Origin of the sequence: Serratia sp. SCBI (genome assembly GCF_000747565.1) — a bacterium.
Lineage (GTDB): Bacteria > Pseudomonadota > Gammaproteobacteria > Enterobacterales > Enterobacteriaceae > Serratia > Serratia ureilytica.
Genome location: NZ_CP003424.1, coordinates 4,513,385 through 4,531,996 on the forward strand (window position 1 = coordinate 4,513,385; position 18,612 = coordinate 4,531,996).

Below are 18,612 nucleotides of genomic sequence, written 5' to 3' on the forward strand. Positions count from 1 at the left end.
CCCTTACTGTACGGCGAACTGACGGCGGATTTTGCGCATCAACAGGAATAACCACGGCCACAAAATGCCGTTTACCACACTACTCCAGAACACCTCTGGGCGGAAAGAGACGTTGATCACTAAAAACTCAGCCCAGAACACCACCACGTCCATCGACAGCGACAGCAGCACGACGATCAGCGCCTGTTGCCACAGCGCCATATTGCGGAACAGTTGGAATTTGAACGCCACCAGGTAGGCGATGATGCCCAGCGCCAGCGCGCGCACGCCCAGCGTGGAGCCGAGGATCAGATCCATGATCAACCCCAGCACGAAACCGGTGCCGACGTTGACGCGGTGCGGCAAGGCCATCACCCAGTAAATGAGGATCAGCACCAGCCACGAAGGCCGGAACATGTAGATCTGTTCCGGCCACGGCATGATTTGCAGCACCAACGCCACCAGGAACGACAGCCAGATGATCCAGCGCCCGTGGCTGCGGTAACTGTTCATTGCACCACTCCCGCCGCGGCAGGCTGGGCTGGAGGCTGGGCAGACGCCGGAGCGACGGTTTGCGGCGCCACGCCGGTGGCCGGCGCCGGCAGCTGCGGCCCGACCGAACCGGCAGGCGGCAGCACCTGCGGCATCATCTGCATCAGGCGCTCATTGGCCACGCGGTGAACTTCGTCCGGCGGCAACGGCATGTCGCCGTTGCGATCGGCGCCCCACAGCAGCAGCAGGTAGCGCAAGCGCTGCAGACCGGCGGTCGGCCGCGCCTGAATCACGGTGTAAGCGCGTTGATTGTCGACCTTGACCGAAGAGACTACCGCCACCGGATACCCTTCCGGGAAACGGCCGCCGAGGCCGGAGGTCACCAGCACGTCGCCAACGCGGATATCGGTATTGTTCGGCAGGTGTTCCAGCTGCAGATCGTCGGCGCAGCCGCTGCCTGCGGCGATCACCCGAATATCGTTGCGCAGCACCTGAATCGGCAACGCGTGCGAGGCATCGCAGATCAGCAGCACGCGGCTGGTCACCTTCGCCACCGCCACGACCTGGCCAACTACGCCCTTGTCGCTGATCACCGGCTGGCCTTCATAGACGCCGTTGTCCGACCCTTTGTCGATAACGACCTGGTCGCTGTACGGATCGGAACCGGTGGAGATCACCTGGGTGACCATCTTGTGTTCGTCCTGGCGCAGCGGGGAACCCAGCAGCTCGCGCAAGCGGGCGTTTTCCTGCTTGAATTGGCCAAGAAGAAGAATATCGCTGTTTTTCAGCAGCAGTTCCTGCCGCAGAGCTCGGTTTTCCAGCTCCAGCTGTTGGCGGGTGGCCAGCGTTTCCGACACGCTGTCCAAAACTTTACGCGGCCCGTTGGCCAGAAAATAGAAAGGGCTGACTGCGGTGTCCATGTAGTTACGTATCTTCACGAACGTGCCGACCCGGCTGTCGGCAACGATCAGGCCAATGGCCGCGATCACCGCCAAAAAAAGTCGCAGTTGCAGGGAAGGCCCCCTGCTAAAAATCGGCTTCATAAATTATGCGAGTTCCTCGACAACAGAAAGAGGAACCGTACCCGATTTTCGCTGTGCGCATTCATCCGATACGATTCCTCCTTCCAGGGGCTGACTATTCTTCGCTGAACAAATCGCCGCCGTGCATGTCGATCATTTCCAACGCTTTGCCGCCGCCGCGCGCCACGCAGGTCAGCGGATCTTCCGCCACCACGACCGGGATGCCGGTTTCTTCCATCAGCAGGCGATCGAGGTTGCGCAGCAACGCGCCGCCGCCGGTCAAGACCATGCCGCGTTCGGAAATGTCGGAGGCCAATTCTGGCGGGCACTGCTCCAGCGCAACCATCACCGCGCTGACGATGCCGGTCAGCGGCTCTTGCAGGGCTTCGAGGATTTCATTGGAGTTCAGGGTAAAGCCGCGCGGTACGCCTTCAGCCAGGTTACGGCCGCGCACTTCGATTTCGCGCACTTCGTCGCCCGGATAGGCAGAACCGATTTCGTGCTTGATGCGCTCTGCGGTGGCTTCGCCGATCAGCGAGCCATAGTTGCGGCGCACATAATTGATGATGGCTTCATCGAAACGGTCACCGCCGATGCGCACGGAAGAGGAGTACACCACGCCGTTCAGCGAGATCACCGCCACTTCAGTGGTACCGCCACCGATATCCACCACCATGGAGCCGGTCGCTTCGGAAACCGGCAAACCTGCACCGATCGCCGCCGCCATCGGCTCTTCAATCAGGAACACTTCACGCGCGCCGGCCCCTTGGGCGGACTCGCGGATAGCGCGGCGTTCAACCTGGGTTGCGCCGACCGGCACACAGACCAGCACGCGCGGGCTTGGGCGCATAAAGCTGTTGCTGTGAACCTGTTTGATAAAGTGCTGCAGCATTTTTTCGGTCACGAAGAAGTCGGCGATCACGCCGTCTTTCATCGGGCGAATAGCCGCGATGTTGCCGGGGTGCGGCCCAGCATCTGTTTGGCGTCATGACCGACGGCCGCTACGCTCTTTGGGGAGCCGGCACGATCCTGGCGAATGGCAACCACCGAAGGTTCATTCAGTACGATGCCTTGCCCTTTAACATAAATCAGGGTATTGGCGGTACCCAAGTCGATGGACAAGTCGTTGGAAAACATGCCACGAAATTTCTTAAACATAACGAAAGGATAATCCTGCAAGCTGGGGGCGGAAAATAAAATCCGCCTACTTTACCAACCACACGAAGCAGCGACAAGGCGCAAAAACGTTCTACTTCGGTGAAAAATAGTCTGTATTGTTTCTGCTCGAATGCACGGAAATTGGATGAGGCCTGAATTCCCTGAACAAAGGCTCAGTTTACCACCCTGTCAACGCACGAAACGGCGTAACACAGCTCATAAAATCTAACATATTCCCTGATTGCCGCCGGTGGTAAGCACCTACCAACGTCAACCAGATAAAGGCAGACAAGAGCCTATCTCAAATAGGCGTTGTTGTCGCAGGCAGTTTGGAAAAAACTCCAAAAAGACGGTAACGAGGCCCAGATGGGTCCGGTCCTCATTCTACGTCAATTTTTGTCCGTCAATCAGCTTAAACACGATAACGACGTGAATATTTTTTACGCCCCACGTCGATCGGTTCCGGCGACGCGAAAAAGTCGCCCTGCCCGCCATGGATCCCACGCTCTTTCAGCGTCTGCCATTCGTTGCGCGTACGTACGCTGGCAGCGAACACCTGAGCGCGCGTGCCCGCGCAGGCGCCGGTCAGGCTCTGCACGAACAGCTGATTTTCGTCCCGCTTATCGATACTCCGCACCAACCCCGGGTGGAGCTTGACGATCTCCACCTGCAACGACTTGATATAGGACGTACTGACCACGGTTAACCCCGCTTTGGACACCGCCAGGCGGCAACCCAGCCCTGACAGCAACCTCAGCACCGGACGCAAACGGTCGATATGTTGACACACATCTGCCTCCGCAAGTTCAATCAGAATTCGTCGACGCTGACTTTTTTCGCACTGCAACAGCGTATCGCGCAGCCAGCGCTGGAAAGAACGCTGCAAAATCGAGTCCACGCACAGCGGGAACGCCAGCGTTTCTTCAGGCCACTGCGCCAGCAACGGGATGATGCGGCTCACCTGTTGGCGATCGTAACTCTCCGCCAACCCCAATTGCTCCACCAGCGGCATATATTCCGCCGGCAGCAATTCCTGGGCGCCGTCATAAATTCGGCTCATGATCTCACGGTGGTGCACCTCGCCTTCCACGGTCACCGCCGGTTTCTGATACAGCCGCGGGCCGCCGCGCGCCAGCACCTGTTCCAGCAGCGTGCGCCACTTGACGCTGCCGCGCCCCTTTTCCGGCACCTGGCTGTCGTACACGTACCAACCGTTTTCGCCCTGCAGCGTGGCGTGCCGCGTCGCCTGCTCCGCGTAATCGATCACCTGCTCCGTGGTCTGGCCGCTGCGATACGCCACGATGCCGATGTGCAGGAAGGCCTCACGGTCGATCATCGCCGTGGAAGGCAAGGCATCGATGGCGTTGACCAGCTGTGAGGCGATGCCGTCGGCCTCCTTCAGCGTGCGATGCGGCAGCAAGACGGTAAAATCGCTGTGAAAATAGCGCGCCAGCAGCGCCGACGGATAGCGCATCACGAAGGTAGACAGCAGATTGACCAGCGAATACATCAGCTCCTGCACCGCCACGCTGCCGTGCGTGTCGCGCAGGGTCTCGAAATCGGGCAGCCGCACCATCATCACGATGCCGTGCGAGCCTTCCTCTTCCAGCTGAGTGGTCAATTGGTTATCGAAGAACAGGCGATTGTTCAGCCCGGTTTTGGCGTCCTGCGCCGCGAAGGCGCGGATCAGCGTATCGACCCGGCTGCGCTCCTCCCGGGCTTCCGCCAGATCGGCCAGCAGGCGGTCGAGCGCCCCGCTGACGTTGGCCGGCCATTCGCGCACGTCGCCCTGCATGACGTTTTCGCGCTCGCCGTTCAGAATGCGCCGCGCGCGGCGCTCCAGACGATCCTCGCCGTCGGCCTGTTCACGCAGCCAGCGCAGGCTGAACAGCAAAATCACCACCATAACGACGATCGACAGCGTGACGGCGGCCGTGGATTGCAACGTGCGCACATCGCTGGCGAAGGGATCGAGGTAGGTGATTTGCAGCGTACTGCCCGGGTGCTGCAACAGCGGCCGCGAGACCTGACGATAGCCGTTCAGCGCATCCCAAGGCTCTTTTTTCGCCGTCGGCAATTTATAGTCGAGGAGCTTGCTGGCGCCGGCCTCTACGCGGATCGACACAATGCCGAGCGGGCGCATGACAATCGGCAACCATTTCTCCTGATCGCGCGGCGACTCGCGCAACATGGCTTGATCGAGAGACGTGACCAGCGAATCAAAGCGACGCTCCTGGCGATCCTGGGTAACGTAAAAGAAGCTGTATGAGCATCCCATCAGCATCAAAAACATCGCCAGCGCGACCAACAGAGTGATCAATGCAGAGAGTTTGGTGGTAAATCGCATCCCTGTGCCTTGTCCGCTATGGTTAAGTGAGTGTTCACCCTTTAGCTAAAAGGGGCCGTCCAACCCTAACAAGCCTTGCTGAGGAATTAAACCTGCAAGCGCCGTTTTTGTCCTTTATCAGGACTTGGGCCGCTTATTATGCATATAGTCAAATAAATGTGATTCAGCCATTGATAGAAAAGTGTAAACGAGAGGAAGAGTGACATGCGTGCACTGTTATTGGAACAACAAGACGACCAAACTCTGGCTCATATCAAAGATATCGGCAGCGATCGGTTGCCGGAAGGCGATGTTACCGTCGACATCAACTGGTCCAGCCTGAACTACAAGGATGCGCTGGCGATCACCGGGAAAGGCAAGATCGTGCGTCATTTCCCGATGGTGCCGGGCATCGACTTCGCCGGCACCGTGCGCCACAGCGGTGACGCTCGCTTTAAAGAGGGGCAAAGCGTGGTGCTCACCGGTTGGGGCGTGGGTGAACACCACTGGGGCGGCCTGGCCGAGCAGGCCCGCGTCTCCGGCGAGTGGCTGGTGCCGCTGCCGAACGGCCTGGATGAGCGCAAAGCGATGATCATCGGCACCGCCGGCTTTACCGCCATGCTGTGCGTGATGGCGCTGGAGGAAGGCGGGGTACACCCGGACGACGGCGATATCCTGGTTACCGGCGCCAGCGGCGGCGTGGGCAGCACCGCCATCGCCCTGCTGGCGGCGCTGGGGTACCGGGTGACCGCCATCAGCGGCCGCGACAGCAATACCGACTACCTGAAAGCGCTCGGCGCCAAAGAGGTGATGTCGCGCGATGGCTATATCGACACGCCGCGTCCGCTGGAGAAACAGCTGTGGGCCGGCGCGGTGGACACCGTCGGCGACAAACTGCTGGCCCGGGTGCTGGCGCAGATGAACTATAACGGCACCGTCGCCGCCTGCGGCCTGGCCGGCGGCTATCAGTTGCCGACCACCGTGATGCCGTTCATTCTGCGCAATGTGCGCCTGCAAGGGGTGGATTCGGTGCATACGCCGCTGCATCGCCGCCAAACCGCCTGGGAACGGCTGGCCGGCATTCTGCCGGACAGTTTCTATCAGCAAGCCACGCACGAAATCACCCTCGAACAGGCGCCGGCCACCGCCGCCGCGCTGCTGAACAACCAAATCACCGGCCGCACTCTGGTGAAAATCCGCTGACGGACTCCCCCGGCGACGGGGGCTCACCGGCGTCTGCGAAATTTCATATTTTCCCGCGTTCCCTCGCTTCCGGCCGGCTTTAGCGCCATGCTTATTTCATGGAGCCCTGTTAACCGCTTGCGGGCGGCGGGCATCAGTCGCGGAGAACATAAGCATGAACAAACACCCCAAATTGACCGAGGCCGACGTCACGCCGGAGAGCGTATTCCATCAGCGGCGCAAAGTGCTGCAGGCGCTCGGCATCACCGCCGCCACGCTGGCGCTGCCTACCGGCGCACAGGCGGACCTGCTGTCGTGGTTCAAAGGCAACGATCGTCCCAAAGCGCCGCCGGGCAAAGCGCTGGAATTCAGCAAACCGGCCGCCTGGCAGGCGCAACTGGCGATGACGCCGGAAGACAAGGTCACCGGCTACAACAACTTCTATGAGTTCGGCCTCGACAAGGCCGATCCGGCCGCCAACGCCGGCGGGCTGAAGACCGAAGGCTGGAAAGTGCGCATCGACGGCGAAGTGGCAAAGCCGATAACGCTGGATATCGACGATCTGATGAAGCGTTTCCCGCTGGAGCAGCGCATTTATCGCATGCGCTGCGTCGAGGCCTGGTCGATGGTGGTGCCATGGATCGGTTTCGAGCTGGGCAAGCTTCTCAAGCTGGCCGAGCCGAACGGCAACGCGCGCTACGTGGCCTTCCAGACGCTGTACGATCCGGAACAGATGCCCGGCCAGAAAGATCGCTTTATCGGCGGCGGCCTGAAATATCCCTACGTCGAAGGGCTGCGGCTGGACGAGGCGATGCATCCGCTGGCGCTGCTGACCGTCGGCGTGTACGGCAAAACCCTGCCGCCGCAAAACGGCGCGCCGCTGCGGTTGATTACGCCGTGGAAATACGGCTTCAAAGGCATCAAGTCGATCGTGCATATCCGTTTGGTACGCGATCAGCCGCCGACCACCTGGAACCAATCTGCGCCGAACGAGTACGGTTTTTACGCCAACGTGAATCCGCACGTCGATCATCCGCGCTGGTCGCAGGCCACCGAGCGTTTCATCGGCGCCGGCGGCATACTCGACGTCAAACGCCAACCGACTCTGCTGTTTAACGGCTATGCCGATCAGGTGGCGTCGCTGTATCACGGCATGGACCTGCGGGAGAATTTCTAAGTGCGCCTGACGCCTGTTCATATCAAATGGCTGAAAGCCGCCCTGCATCTGGCGGCGTTTTTGCCCTTTCTCTGGCTGGTGTTGGCGGTGGATCAGGGCTGGTTCAGCGCCGATCCGTCCAAGGACATTCAGCATTTTACCGGCAGGATGACGCTGAAACTGCTGCTGGCCACGCTGGCTATCGCCCCGCTGGCGCGCTACGCCCGGCAACCGCTGCTGATCCGCTGCCGCCGCCTGGTCGGGCTGTGGTGCTTTGCCTGGGGCACGTTGCACCTGATAAGCTACTCCACGCTGGAACTGGGGCTGAGCAATCTCGGCCTGCTGGGCAGCGAGCTGGTGAATCGCCCGTATCTGACGCTCGGCATCCTCACCTGGCTGATCCTGCTGGCGCTGGCGGCCACCTCGACGCTGTGGGCGATGCGCAAACTGGGCGCCAAATGGCAAACGTTGCACAACTTCGTCTATCTGGCGGCGATCCTCGCGCCCATCCACTATCTGTGGTCGGTCAAAACGTTTTCACCCCAGCCGTTCATTTACGCGCTGTTGGCGGTGGCGCTGTTGGGCCTGCGTTACAAGAAATTCCGCGCCTGGTGGCGCTGAATCGCGCGGCGGCGCGTGGGATTGCCGCTGAAAAACGCGCGCCGCCGGCGGGAACTTTTTTTGTGTTCCAGCGCTCATATTCCTGTCACGGCTCCCCGAGTTCGTCGATTTGGGGTTGAATATCTTCGCTGATAAGACCAGTATTTAGCTGCGAATTGCTACGATATCGTTATAATGCCCGACCTTGTTTCTGTTCTCAGGGTGAATTTGCCCCTTAACAGGTGACAAATCGGTAACATCGGGTTATTTTCTACGATGATGGTTTTATTGCCGGAGATACCAGCACAATGGCGGATAAGTTTCACATTTTGCTTCTGAACGGCCCCAATCTCAATCTGCTGGGGACGCGTGAGCCGGAGAAGTACGGCAGCACGACGCTGACAGAGATTGTTAACGGATTGGAAAACCAGGCATCCGCATTGGATATTACCCTGAGCCATCTGCAGTCCAACGCCGAGCATCAGCTGATCGATCGCATCCATCAGGCGCGCGGCAATACCGATTTCATTCTGATAAATCCGGCGGCGTTCACGCATACCAGCGTGGCGCTGCGCGATGCGTTGCTGGCGGTGCAGATCCCGTTCATCGAGATCCACCTGTCCAACGTGCACGCCCGCGAACCTTTCCGCCATCACTCTTATCTCTCAGACGTAGCGGTAGGCGTGATTTGCGGCCTCGGCGCGGATGGCTACGCTTTCGCTTTACAGGCAGCGGTTAACCGTCTGTCGAAAACCCACTAATTGCTCCACAAAAAGAGTACGGAATCACACTCATGGATATTCGTAAAATCAAGAAACTGATCGAACTGGTTGAAGAATCAGGCATTTCTGAACTGGAAATCTCTGAAGGCGAAGAATCGGTTCGCATCAGCCGTGCCGCACCGGCGCAGGCTTATCCCGTCATGCAGCAGGCCTACGCGATGCCGGCACAGCAGCAGCCAGCCCTGGCTAACGCCGTTGCCACCGCGCCTGCGGCAGAAACCCCTGCAGCACCGGCGGCCGTGAGTGGCCACGTCGTTCGTTCCCCAATGGTAGGCACCTTCTACCGCACCCCAAGCCCGGACGCGAAAGCCTTCGTGGAAGTGGGCCAGAAAGTGAACGCCGGCGATACCCTGTGCATCGTTGAAGCCATGAAAATGATGAACCAGATCGAAGCGGACAAGTCCGGCGTCGTGAAAGCCATCCTGGTGGAAAACGGCCAGCCGGTCGAATATGACGAGCCGCTGGTCGTCATCGAATAACGAGGCGCCCCCATGCTTGATAAAATTGTTATCGCCAACCGCGGCGAGATCGCGCTTCGCATCCTGCGTGCCTGTAAAGAACTGGGCATCAAGACCGTTGCGGTTCACTCCGCGGCCGACCGCGATCTGAAACACGTTCTGCTGGCCGACGAGACCGTCTGCATCGGTCCTGCGCCATCGGTAAAAAGCTACCTGAACATCCCGGCCATCATCTCGGCGGCGGAAATCACCGGCGCCGTGGCGATCCACCCGGGCTACGGCTTCCTGTCGGAGAACGCCGACTTCGCCGAGCAGGTTGAACGCTCCGGCTTCATCTTCATCGGCCCGAGAGCCGAAACCATCCGCCTGATGGGCGACAAGGTTTCCGCGATCAACGCCATGAAAAAAGCCGGCGTGCCCTGCGTACCGGGCTCCGACGGCCCGCTGACCGACGACATGGATAAAAACCGTGCCTTCGCCAAGCGCATCGGTTATCCGGTGATCATCAAGGCCTCCGGCGGCGGCGGCGGTCGCGGCATGCGCGTCGTGCGCAGCGACAAAGACCTTGAGCAGTCCATCAACATGACGAAAGCGGAAGCCAAAGCGGCTTTCAACAACGACATGGTGTATATGGAAAAATACCTGGAGAATCCGCGCCACATCGAGATTCAGGTATTGGCCGACGGCCAGGGCAACGCCATCTATCTGGCCGAGCGCGACTGCTCCATGCAGCGCCGCCACCAGAAAGTGGTCGAAGAAGCGCCGGCGCCGGGCATCACCAGCGAAATGCGCCGCTACATCGGCGAGCGCTGCTCGAAAGCCTGTGTGGAAATCGGCTACCGCGGTGCGGGCACCTTCGAGTTCCTGTATGAAAACGGCGAGTTCTATTTCATCGAAATGAACACCCGTATTCAGGTAGAACACCCGGTTACCGAAATGATCACCGGCGTGGATCTGATCAAAGAGCAGCTGCGCATCGCTGCCGGTCAGCCGCTGTCGATCAAACAGGAAGAAGTGAAGATCCACGGCCACGCGGTAGAATGCCGCATCAACGCCGAAGATCCGAACACCTTCCTGCCGAGCCCGGGCAAGATCACCCGCTTCCACGCGCCAGGCGGTTTCGGCGTGCGTTGGGAATCTCATATCTACGCCGGTTATACCGTACCGCCGTACTATGACTCCATGATCGGCAAACTGATCACCTTCGGCGAAAACCGTGACGTGGCGATTGCCCGCATGAAGAACGCCCTGGCTGAACTGATCATCGATGGCATCAAAACCAACGTTGAGCTGCAGCAGAAGATCATGAACGACGAAAACTTCCAGCACGGTGGCACCAACATCCACTATCTGGAGAAGAAGCTGGGTCTGCAGGAAACCTAAGGCAGCCACGCAGCATCGTCTGACGAAAGGCCGGTTAATCACCGGCCTTTTTCTTTGGCGCTGCCGCCAGTAACGGCTTGGCAAAACGCCGTCATGCCGTAAAATTCCCTACCTTTGATGAATCCATCACCGTAAACCTATGGGAGACACGGATGGACAAACGCTTTATTCAGGCGCACCGCGAAGCGCGCTGGGCGCTGGGGCTGACGCTGCTCTACCTGCTGGCCTGGGGGCTGGCGGCCTACCTGCCGGACAGCGCCATCGGCGTCACCGGCCTGCCGCACTGGTTCGAAATGGCCTGCCTGCTGGTCCCGCTGCTGTTCACCGGCCTGTGCTGGCTGATGGTGCGCACGGTGTTCCGCGACATTTCGCTGGAGGACAGCGATGCAAACTGAAGTGATCCTGCCGCTGGTCGCCTACCTGTTGCTGGTGTTCGGCCTGTCGGTGTATGCCTACAGCCGCCGCCAGAGCGGGAATTTCCTCAGCGAATACTTTCTCGGCAACCGCTCGATGGGCGGCTTTGTGCTGGCGATGACCCTGACCGCCACCTACATCAGCGCCAGTTCGTTTATAGGCGGCCCCGGCGCCGCCTATAAATACGGCCTGGGCTGGGTGCTGCTGGCGATGATCCAACTGCCGGCGGTGTGGCTGTCGCTCGGCGTGCTGGGCAAGAAATTCGCCATCCTGGCGCGGCGCTACAACGCCATCACCCTCAATGACATGCTGTATGGCCGCTACCAGAGCCGCCTGCTGGTGTGGCTGGCCAGCCTCAGTCTGCTGGTGGCGTTCCTCGGCGCCATGACGGTGCAGTTTATCGGTGGCGCCCGCCTGCTGGAGACCGCCGCCGGCATTCCCTACGACACCGGCCTGCTGATCTTCGGCATCAGCATCGCGCTGTACACCGCCTTCGGCGGCTTCCGCGCCAGCGTGCTGAACGACGCCATGCAGGGGCTGGTGATGCTGCTTGGCACCGTGCTGCTGCTGGTGGCGGTGATCCATGCCGCCGGCGGACTGGACAGCGCAGTAAGCAAGCTGCAGCAGATCGATCCGGCGCTGGTGTCGCCGCAGGGCGGCGATCAGATCCTCAGCCTGCCGTTTATGGCGTCATTCTGGATCCTGGTGTGCTTTGGGGTGATCGGCCTGCCCCACACCGCCGTGCGCTGCATCTCCTACAAGGACAGCAAGGCGGTGCATCGCGGCATTCTGCTCGGCACCGTAGTGGTGGCGGTGCTGATGTTCGGCATGCACCTGGCCGGCGCGCTCGGCCGCGCGGTATTGCCCGATCTCAAGATCCCCGATCAGGTGATCCCAACGCTGATGATCACCGTGCTGCCGCCGTACGCCGCCGGGATCTTTTTGGCGGCGCCGATGGCGGCGATCATGTCGACCATCAACGCCCAACTGCTGCAATCCTCCGCCACCATCATCAAGGATCTCTACCTGGGCGTGCGGCCGCAGCAGATCCACAACGAGCGATTGATCAAGCGCTTCTCCAGCCTGACCACGCTGATCCTCGGTCTGCTGGTGCTGCTGGCGGCCTGGCGGCCGCCTGAGATGATCATCTGGCTCAATCTGCTGGCTTTCGGCGGGCTGGAGGCGGTCTTCCTGTGGCCGCTGGTGCTGGGCCTGTATTGGGAACGCGCCAATGCACAGGGAGCGCTTAGCTCAATGGTGTCGGGTGCGGTATGCTATACGCTATTGGCCAGCTTCAACCTGCAACCGGCGGGGCTGCACCCTATCGTGCCTTCGCTGTTGCTCAGCCTGTTGGCGTTTTATCTCGGTAACGTCGTCGGCGAAAAGCGCCGGGCGGCGTCATCATTACCCTCTTGAAGAGAATTGCTATGCCTTGGATCCAACTCAAACTGAACACCACCGGCAGCCAGGCGGAAGACCTGAGCGACGCGCTGGTGGAAAGCGGCGCCGTGTCGGTGACCTTCCAGGACACCCACGACAATCCGGTGTTCGAACCCTTGCCGGGTGAAACCCTGCTGTGGGGCGACACCGATGTGATCGGCCTGTACGACGCCGAAACCGATATGGCCGAGGTGGTGGCGATGCTGGAACAGCACCCGCTGCTGGGCGCCGGTTTCCGCCACAAGATAGAACAGCTGGAAGACAAGGACTGGGAGCGCGAGTGGATGGACAACTTCCATCCGATGCGCTTCGGCGAGCGCTTGTGGATCTGCCCGAGCTGGCGTGACGTGCCCGATCCCGACGCGGTCAACGTGATGCTCGATCCGGGCCTGGCGTTTGGCACCGGCACCCACCCGACCACCGCGCTGTGCCTGCAGTGGCTGGACGGCCTCGATCTGGCCGGCAAAACCGTTATCGACTTCGGTTGCGGCTCCGGCATCCTGGCGATCGCCGCGCTGAAGCTGGGTGCGGCGCGCGCTATCGGCATCGACATCGATCCCCAGGCCATTCAGGCCAGCCGCGACAACGCGCAGCGTAACGGCGTTTCAGAGCGTCTGGAGCTGTATCTGCCGAAAGACCAGCCTGCCTACCTGCTGGCGGACGTGGTGGTCGCCAACATCCTCGCCGGCCCGCTGCGCGAGCTGGCGCCGCTGATCGGCTGTCTGCCGAAGGCCGGTGGCCATCTGGGGCTGTCCGGCGTGCTGGCCAGCCAGGCGAGCAGCGTAGCGGAAGCCTACGCAGAGAAGTTCACGCTCGACCCGGTCGCCGAGCGCGAAGAGTGGTGCCGCATTACCGGCCGCCGCAAGTAAGCGTCACGGTATAGTGCCCCTCTCGTCCACCGGCCCTGCGCCGGTGGATTTTTTTGTCCGGCGATCGGCCCTCGGGCGGCACAAAATTTTATGCAATTTTTCGCCGCTCAACGACGGATCGCCCTGAGAATGCGCCTTCCAGGCAGGCTATCCCGGCAAAAATAGCGGGCGAATGCAGATAATATCCTGCGCAAAGGCGAATATTTTGCCGCACACAAAATAAGCACTTTTCGTCAACTTATTGTAAAATATATATAATATTTTTATGAATCGCCGCGTAGCGTATTTTTCGTCCTAATATCGGGCCAATTGGTTAAAGTTTGGCCTTTCATCTCGACGCAAAAATGCGTAATATACGCGCCCTTGCGGACACAGTATGGTCACTCTTTGTCTATGCGCATTGGACACCACCAGCTTACTAATTGCCTGATTGCGGCCCCGATGGCCGGTATTACAGATCGCCCGTTCAGAACCCTCTGTCATGCAATGGGTGCTGGGATGGCTGTATCCGAAATGCTCTCCTCCAACCCGGAGGTGTGGCGGACGGATAAGTCGCGTCTGCGTATGGTGCATAGCGATGAACCTGGGATCCGCTCCGTGCAAATTGCCGGATGCGATCCTGATGATATGGCCGCCGCCGCGCGTATCAACGTGGCCAGCGGCGCGCAGATCATCGACATCAACATGGGATGCCCGGCCAAAAAAGTGAACCGGAAGCTTGCCGGGTCCGCTTTGTTGCAGTACCCGGATCTGGTTAAACGGATCCTCCACGCGGTGGTCGACGCGGTGGATGTGCCGGTAACGCTGAAGATTCGCACCGGCTGGGCGCCAGAGCACCGTAACTGTGTAGAGATTGCCCAACTGGCCGAAGACTGTGGTATTCAGGCCCTGACGATTCACGGCCGAACCCGCGCCTGTCTGTTTAACGGCAACGCGGAATACGACAGCATTCGGGCAGTTAAGCAGAGTGTTTCCATTCCGATTATCGCGAATGGGGATATTACTGACCCGCATAAAGCCAGAGCAGTGCTCGACTACACCGGGGCCGATGCCCTGATGATAGGCCGCGCTGCTCAGGGGAGACCCTGGATCTTCCGGGAAATCCAGCATTATCTGGACACTGGGGAGTTGCTGCCGCCGATGCCGCTTGGCGAGGTGAAGCGCTTGTTGATTGGGCACATTCGGGAATTGCACGGCTTTTATGGCCAAGGCAAGGGATTCCGGATTGCTCGTAAGCACGTGTCCTGGTATCTCCAGGAACACGCTCCGAATGACCAGTTTCGGCGCACATTCAACGCCATAGAGGATGCCAGCGAACAGCTGGAGGCGTTGGAGGCATATTTCGAAAATCTTAGCGTAAAAAAAGAGCTGACAGAACTATGTTCGAACAACGCGTAAATTCTGACGTACTGACCGTTTCTACCGTTAACTCACAAGATCAGGTGACTCAAAAGCCTCTGCGTGACTCGGTTAAACAAGCACTGAAGAACTATTTTGCTCAACTGAACGGTCAAGACGTAAATGACCTGTATGAGCTGGTACTGGCTGAAGTTGAACAGCCACTGTTGGACATGGTGATGCAATACACCCGTGGCAACCAAACCCGCGCAGCCCTGATGATGGGCATCAACCGCGGCACGCTGCGTAAGAAGCTGAAAAAATACGGCATGAACTGATACTAGTCAGTTAACGTGTTGAAAAGGCGCTTTATCTCATTTGATAAGCGCCTTTTTCTTTGGGGCACGCCCGGTTTGCAGGCAATAAAAAAGGCCGCAACGCGGCCCTTGGGGTAAAAAGCGGAGACCTTACTCGGTCGCTTTGTTTTTGAGGCTTTCCGCCCCTTGCTTGGTCTTGTCCCAAGCCTTCTCCGTACCCTGTTTGGTGGAGTGCCAGGCTTTTTGCGAGCCTTCGCTCACTTTACTGCCAACGCTATCGCTCTTGCCTTCGGCGGCGTGCTTGGCTTTCAGCTTCAGCTCTTCACCCTTGTCCTGAGACTGGTGCAGCTTTTCTTTGGCGGTATCCGCCCCTTTATGCGCCTCAGCGACAACCTCGTTGCTGGCGTGAGCGGCGGTGTCGGTCGCGGTTTCAGCAGCGAACACCGGGGAAGCGAGCAGCAGTGCAGACAAGGCAATGATTGATTTCTTCATAAGTCCCTCTTTTCTCAGATACGTGCCATTCGTCATGAAACAAGATGGCATGAAACGCCCCTTGAACGATTTAAGAATAGGACTAAAACCAAAAAATCGATATAAAATTTTATTACAAACAGTTTTATTGATTTTTTATGCCACTAAGCAGCATGAGCGGGGAAAGCGCACGAAAAAGTTAAATTTTTCCTGTCACAAAACTATAATTTGTACGAATTTTTAACAAGCACTAACAGGGATGGATTCTATGGTTGCCGCGATCATTATCGGCATTTTTATCATCAGCTTCCTCTACGCACACTCCCGCGGCAAAGAGAAACAAAAGCTTACCCGTCAGCTGTTCGATCACTCCACGTTTATGGGGCCGATCAACATGTTTATGACCGGTTTCTCCCGTTTGCCCGCCAAACAGCCCTATTTCGACGAAAAAGGCTTCCCGGAGCTGCAGACGCTGACCGACAACTGGCAGACGATCCGCGAAGAAGCGGTGCGCCTGCAGGATCACATCAAAAAGGCGCAGTCGCACAACGATGCCGGTTTCAACACCTTCTTCAAACGCGGCTGGAAACGTTTCTATCTGAAATGGTACAGCGACAGTCACCCTTCGGCGCAGACGCTGTGTCCAAAAAACCGTCGAGCTGCTCAACCGCATCCCGTCGGTCAAGGCGGCGATGTTCGCCGAGCTGCCGCCCGGCAGCCACCTGGGTAAACACCGCGATCCTTACGCCGGCTCGGTGCGCTATCACCTGGGGCTGATGACGCCCAACGACGATCGCTGCTTCATCGAAGTAGACGGCGAGCAGCACAGCTGGCGCGACGGCGAGGCGGTGATCTTCGATGAGACCTACGTGCACTGGGCGCAGAACGCCACCGATCAGACGCGCATCATTCTGTTTTGCGACGTCGAGCGGCCGATGAAATGGCGCTGGGCGCAGGCAGTCAACCACTGGGTCGGCGCTACGCTGATGTCGGCGGCCAGTTCGCCGAACGACGATCAGGACCGCACCGGCGGCATCAACCGCATCTTCAAATACGTCAACGCGGTGCGCGATGCCGGCCAACGCCTGAAAGCGCGCAACCGCCGCGGTTACTACCTGCTGAAATGGCTGGTGATCGCCGCGATCTTCGCCGCGATTATCATTCCCAGCCTGTAAAACGCGCCAATCCTCAACTCAGGGGCAACGCGAATGAGAATATTCGCATGCCCCTCTTCCGCCACACCCCGTACCCTGTGTTAGCATAAGCATTCCTAGAGCCGCCTCCGCTGGCCAACAGCTATCCCTCCGAAGCCTGATAGCAGCGCAAACCGCCCTTCGAATGTAAATGTTTAGTCAATTATGGAATTCCGACTAAACCCTGGCCGTACCCGGGTGTCTGAGTAGTCGTATCGCTATCGAGTGGAACCTTTATGCGTTACAGCTTGCTGCCCCTTTTAACGTATAAAACGAGTTTCTATGAAATCAGCCAAAGCATTTCAACTGGCCTTGCTGCACCCGCGCTACTGGCTAACCTGGTTCGGCCTCGCTCTGCTGTTCCTGCTGGTACAGCTCCCCTATCCGCTGCTCTACCGTCTGGGGGTGTGGATGGGACGCACCTCGATGCGTTTTCTCAAGCGCCGCGTCACCATCACCCGTCGCAACCTCGAGCTGTGCTTCCCCGAGATGGACGAAGCGCAGCGCGAGCGCAAAGTGGTGGGCAATTTCGAATCCCTCGGCATGGGCCTGCTGGAAACCGGCATGGCCTGGTTCTGGTCAGATAAACGCGTCAAGCGCTGGTTCAACGTCTCCGGCATCAACCACCTCAAAATGGCGCAGCGCGACGATCGCGGCGTGCTGGTGATCGGCGTGCATTTTATGTCGCTGGAGCTGGGCGGCCGGGCGATGGGCCTGTGTCAGCCGATGATGGCGATGTACCGTCCGCATAACAACAAGGCGATGGAATGGGCGCAGACCAAAGGCCGCATGCGTTCCAACAAGGCGATGATCGATCGCAAGGATTTGCGCGGCATGGTGCATGCGCTCAAGCGCGGCGAGGCGGTGTGGTTCGCGCCGGATCAGGACTACGGCCCGCGCGGCAGCGTATTCGCGCCGCTGTTCGCCGTCGATAAGGCCGCCACCACCAGCGGCACCTTCATGCTGGCGCGCATGGCCAACCCGGCGCTGGTGCCGGTGGTACTGATCCGCCGCGAAGGCGGCCGCGGCTACGACCTGCTGATCCAACCGGCTCTGGAAGACTATCCGCTCAGCGATGAACAGGCAGCGGCGGCTTACATGAACAAAGTGATCGAGAAAGAGATCATGCGGGCGCCGGAGCAATACATGTGGCTGCACCGCCGTTTCAAAACCCGACCGGCTGGCGCGCCCTCGCTGTACTGACCCTCTTTTTTTCAGCCCGGCCAACGCCGGGCTTTTTTGTGCGCCGCGTTTAAAAAATCTGCGGCTCGGGATCCCGCTTTCCTGTAATCTCCTTTTTTACCCGCACAGGAAAGGAAATGATGAAAGCTCAAGTCCGCATTGCTCTGGTCGGTGATTACAACCCGCAAGCCGTGGCTCACCAGGCTATCCCCGTGGCACTCCAGCTCACCGCCGCCCACCTCGACATCGACGTTCAGCCCCAGTGGCTCCCGACCGAAACCCTGACCTCCCCCGACGCGCTGCAAGATTTCGACGCCATCTGGGTGGTGCCGGGCAGCCCGTATCGTCACGACGACGGCGCCTTTATGGCGATCCGTCATGCGCGGGAAAACGACGTGCCGTTCCTCGGCTCCTGCGGCGGTTTTCAATACGCCATCGTCGAATACGCCCGCAATGTGATGGGCTGGCACGACGCCGGTCATGCGGAAACCGACAGCGGTGGCCGGCTGGTGATCGCCCCATTGAGCTGCTCGCTGGTGGAAAAAACCGGCGACATCGTTTTTCAGCCTGACACCCGCGTCGCGCAGGCCTACGGCAGCCTGAACGCCCATGAAGGCTACCACTGCAACTTCGGCGTGAATCCGGACTTCGTCGCCGATCTGCAGCGCTTCCCGCTGATCATCAGCGGCCACGATGCCGAAGGCGACGTGCGCGCCATCGAACTGCCGGGCCGGCGTTTTTACGCCGCCACGCTGTTCCAGTCGGAACGCGCCGCGCTGCGCGGCGAGCTTTCACCGCTGGTGGTGGAACTCGTCAAAGCCGCCGCCAACGGGTAAAGCGCGATGAACCA

The 18,612-nt window shown here is 59.3% G+C and carries 17 protein-coding genes and 2 pseudogenes; 14 read left to right on the plus strand and 5 right to left on the minus strand.

All coding sequences use genetic code 11. From position 1 onward, the window contains the following. Nucleotides 1–3 precede the first annotated feature (3 nt). The 4 genes and pseudogenes from mreD to csrD all read right to left on the minus strand — a co-directional run bounded on the left by mreD (nucleotide 4) and on the right by csrD (nucleotide 4,998). Entirely contained in the window at nucleotides 4–492 is a 489-nt protein-coding gene (gene mreD, locus SERRSCBI_RS21085) for a rod shape-determining protein MreD (RefSeq protein WP_004936918.1), read from the minus strand. Further along, nucleotides 489–1,514 carry a rod shape-determining protein MreC gene (mreC, locus tag SERRSCBI_RS21090; protein WP_042785451.1) on the minus strand — a complete coding sequence of 342 codons (1,026 nt, stop codon included), beginning with the start codon at nucleotides 1,512–1,514 and terminating at the stop codon, nucleotides 489–491. The genes mreD and mreC overlap by 4 nt, the downstream gene beginning before the upstream one ends. Before the next feature lie 94 nt (nucleotides 1,515–1,608). Then, nucleotides 1,609–2,651 (minus strand): annotated as a pseudogene (gene mreB, locus SERRSCBI_RS21095) (rod shape-determining protein MreB). Between the two features lie 412 nt (nucleotides 2,652–3,063). Then, a complete protein-coding gene (csrD, locus tag SERRSCBI_RS21100; RefSeq protein ID WP_033644450.1) occupies nucleotides 3,064–4,998 on the minus strand; it encodes an RNase E specificity factor CsrD in 1,935 nt (644 codons plus the stop codon). 204 nt (nucleotides 4,999–5,202) lie between these two features. On the opposite strand from csrD, the gene SERRSCBI_RS21105 reads away from it, so the two are divergent. The 11 genes from SERRSCBI_RS21105 to fis all read left to right on the plus strand — a co-directional run bounded on the left by SERRSCBI_RS21105 (nucleotide 5,203) and on the right by fis (nucleotide 14,937). Beyond that, the gene (locus SERRSCBI_RS21105) at nucleotides 5,203–6,180 is read left to right on the plus strand and encodes an MDR family oxidoreductase (RefSeq protein ID WP_033644448.1); all 978 of its coding nucleotides are present in this window, start codon (nucleotides 5,203–5,205) and stop codon (nucleotides 6,178–6,180) included. A gap of 154 nt (nucleotides 6,181–6,334) precedes the next feature. Next, nucleotides 6,335–7,336 (plus strand): protein-methionine-sulfoxide reductase catalytic subunit MsrP, encoded by a 1,002-nt coding sequence (gene msrP / locus SERRSCBI_RS21110; protein WP_033651234.1) that lies wholly within the window; start codon nucleotides 6,335–6,337, stop codon nucleotides 7,334–7,336. Further along, nucleotides 7,337–7,936 (plus strand): protein-methionine-sulfoxide reductase heme-binding subunit MsrQ, encoded by a 600-nt coding sequence (gene msrQ / locus SERRSCBI_RS21115; protein ID WP_016930241.1) that lies wholly within the window; start codon nucleotides 7,337–7,339, stop codon nucleotides 7,934–7,936. A 287-nt stretch (nucleotides 7,937–8,223) separates the two neighbouring features. Then, the gene (gene aroQ, locus SERRSCBI_RS21120; protein WP_004936891.1) at nucleotides 8,224–8,676 is read left to right on the plus strand and encodes a type II 3-dehydroquinate dehydratase; all 453 of its coding nucleotides are present in this window, start codon (nucleotides 8,224–8,226) and stop codon (nucleotides 8,674–8,676) included. A 32-nt stretch (nucleotides 8,677–8,708) separates the two neighbouring features. After that, nucleotides 8,709–9,176 (plus strand): acetyl-CoA carboxylase biotin carboxyl carrier protein, encoded by a 468-nt coding sequence (accB, locus tag SERRSCBI_RS21125; protein ID WP_033636178.1) that lies wholly within the window; start codon nucleotides 8,709–8,711, stop codon nucleotides 9,174–9,176. A gap of 12 nt (nucleotides 9,177–9,188) precedes the next feature. Further along, nucleotides 9,189–10,538, plus strand: a complete 1,350-nt coding sequence (gene accC / locus SERRSCBI_RS21130) for an acetyl-CoA carboxylase biotin carboxylase subunit (RefSeq protein WP_019453177.1) — start codon at nucleotides 9,189–9,191, stop codon at nucleotides 10,536–10,538. A 152-nt stretch (nucleotides 10,539–10,690) separates the two neighbouring features. Next, nucleotides 10,691–10,933: a YhdT family protein gene (locus SERRSCBI_RS21135; protein ID WP_025304424.1), complete on the plus strand. Its 243-nt coding sequence runs from the start codon at nucleotides 10,691–10,693 to the stop codon at nucleotides 10,931–10,933. Then, entirely contained in the window at nucleotides 10,923–12,368 is a 1,446-nt protein-coding gene (gene panF, locus SERRSCBI_RS21140) for a sodium/pantothenate symporter (protein ID WP_042785452.1), read from the plus strand. Before SERRSCBI_RS21135 ends, panF begins: the two co-directional genes overlap by 11 nt. An 11-nt stretch (nucleotides 12,369–12,379) precedes the next feature. Next, nucleotides 12,380–13,261, plus strand: a complete 882-nt coding sequence (gene prmA, locus SERRSCBI_RS21145) for a 50S ribosomal protein L11 methyltransferase (RefSeq protein WP_042785453.1) — start codon at nucleotides 12,380–12,382, stop codon at nucleotides 13,259–13,261. Nucleotides 13,262–13,654: 393 nt separating this feature from the next. Continuing rightward, complete coding sequence (gene dusB, locus SERRSCBI_RS21150) at nucleotides 13,655–14,659, plus strand: tRNA dihydrouridine synthase DusB (protein ID WP_033644443.1); 1,005 nt, start codon at nucleotides 13,655–13,657, stop codon at nucleotides 14,657–14,659. After that, the gene (gene fis / locus SERRSCBI_RS21155) at nucleotides 14,641–14,937 is read left to right on the plus strand and encodes a DNA-binding transcriptional regulator Fis (protein WP_000462905.1); all 297 of its coding nucleotides are present in this window, start codon (nucleotides 14,641–14,643) and stop codon (nucleotides 14,935–14,937) included. The genes dusB and fis overlap by 19 nt, the downstream gene beginning before the upstream one ends. A gap of 129 nt (nucleotides 14,938–15,066) precedes the next feature. Here the strand turns inward: fis and SERRSCBI_RS21160 are convergent, their stop codons facing one another. Then, nucleotides 15,067–15,408, minus strand: coding sequence for a hypothetical protein (locus SERRSCBI_RS21160; protein WP_016930249.1), 342 nt, complete (start codon nucleotides 15,406–15,408; stop codon nucleotides 15,067–15,069). A 247-nt stretch (nucleotides 15,409–15,655) separates the two neighbouring features. Between SERRSCBI_RS21160 and lpxO the strand changes: the two are divergent. The 3 genes and pseudogenes from lpxO to SERRSCBI_RS21175 all read left to right on the plus strand — a co-directional run bounded on the left by lpxO (nucleotide 15,656) and on the right by SERRSCBI_RS21175 (nucleotide 18,598). Next, a pseudogene (lpxO, locus tag SERRSCBI_RS21165) lies at nucleotides 15,656–16,562 on the plus strand (lipid A hydroxylase LpxO). Nucleotides 16,563–16,862: 300 nt separating this feature from the next. Continuing rightward, complete coding sequence (gene lpxP / locus SERRSCBI_RS21170; protein WP_033651230.1) at nucleotides 16,863–17,783, plus strand: kdo(2)-lipid IV(A) palmitoleoyltransferase; 921 nt, start codon at nucleotides 16,863–16,865, stop codon at nucleotides 17,781–17,783. Between the two features lie 119 nt (nucleotides 17,784–17,902). Next, nucleotides 17,903–18,598, plus strand: coding sequence for a CTP synthase (locus SERRSCBI_RS21175; protein WP_042785799.1), 696 nt, complete (start codon nucleotides 17,903–17,905; stop codon nucleotides 18,596–18,598). The last annotated feature ends 14 nt before the right edge of the window (nucleotides 18,599–18,612 follow it).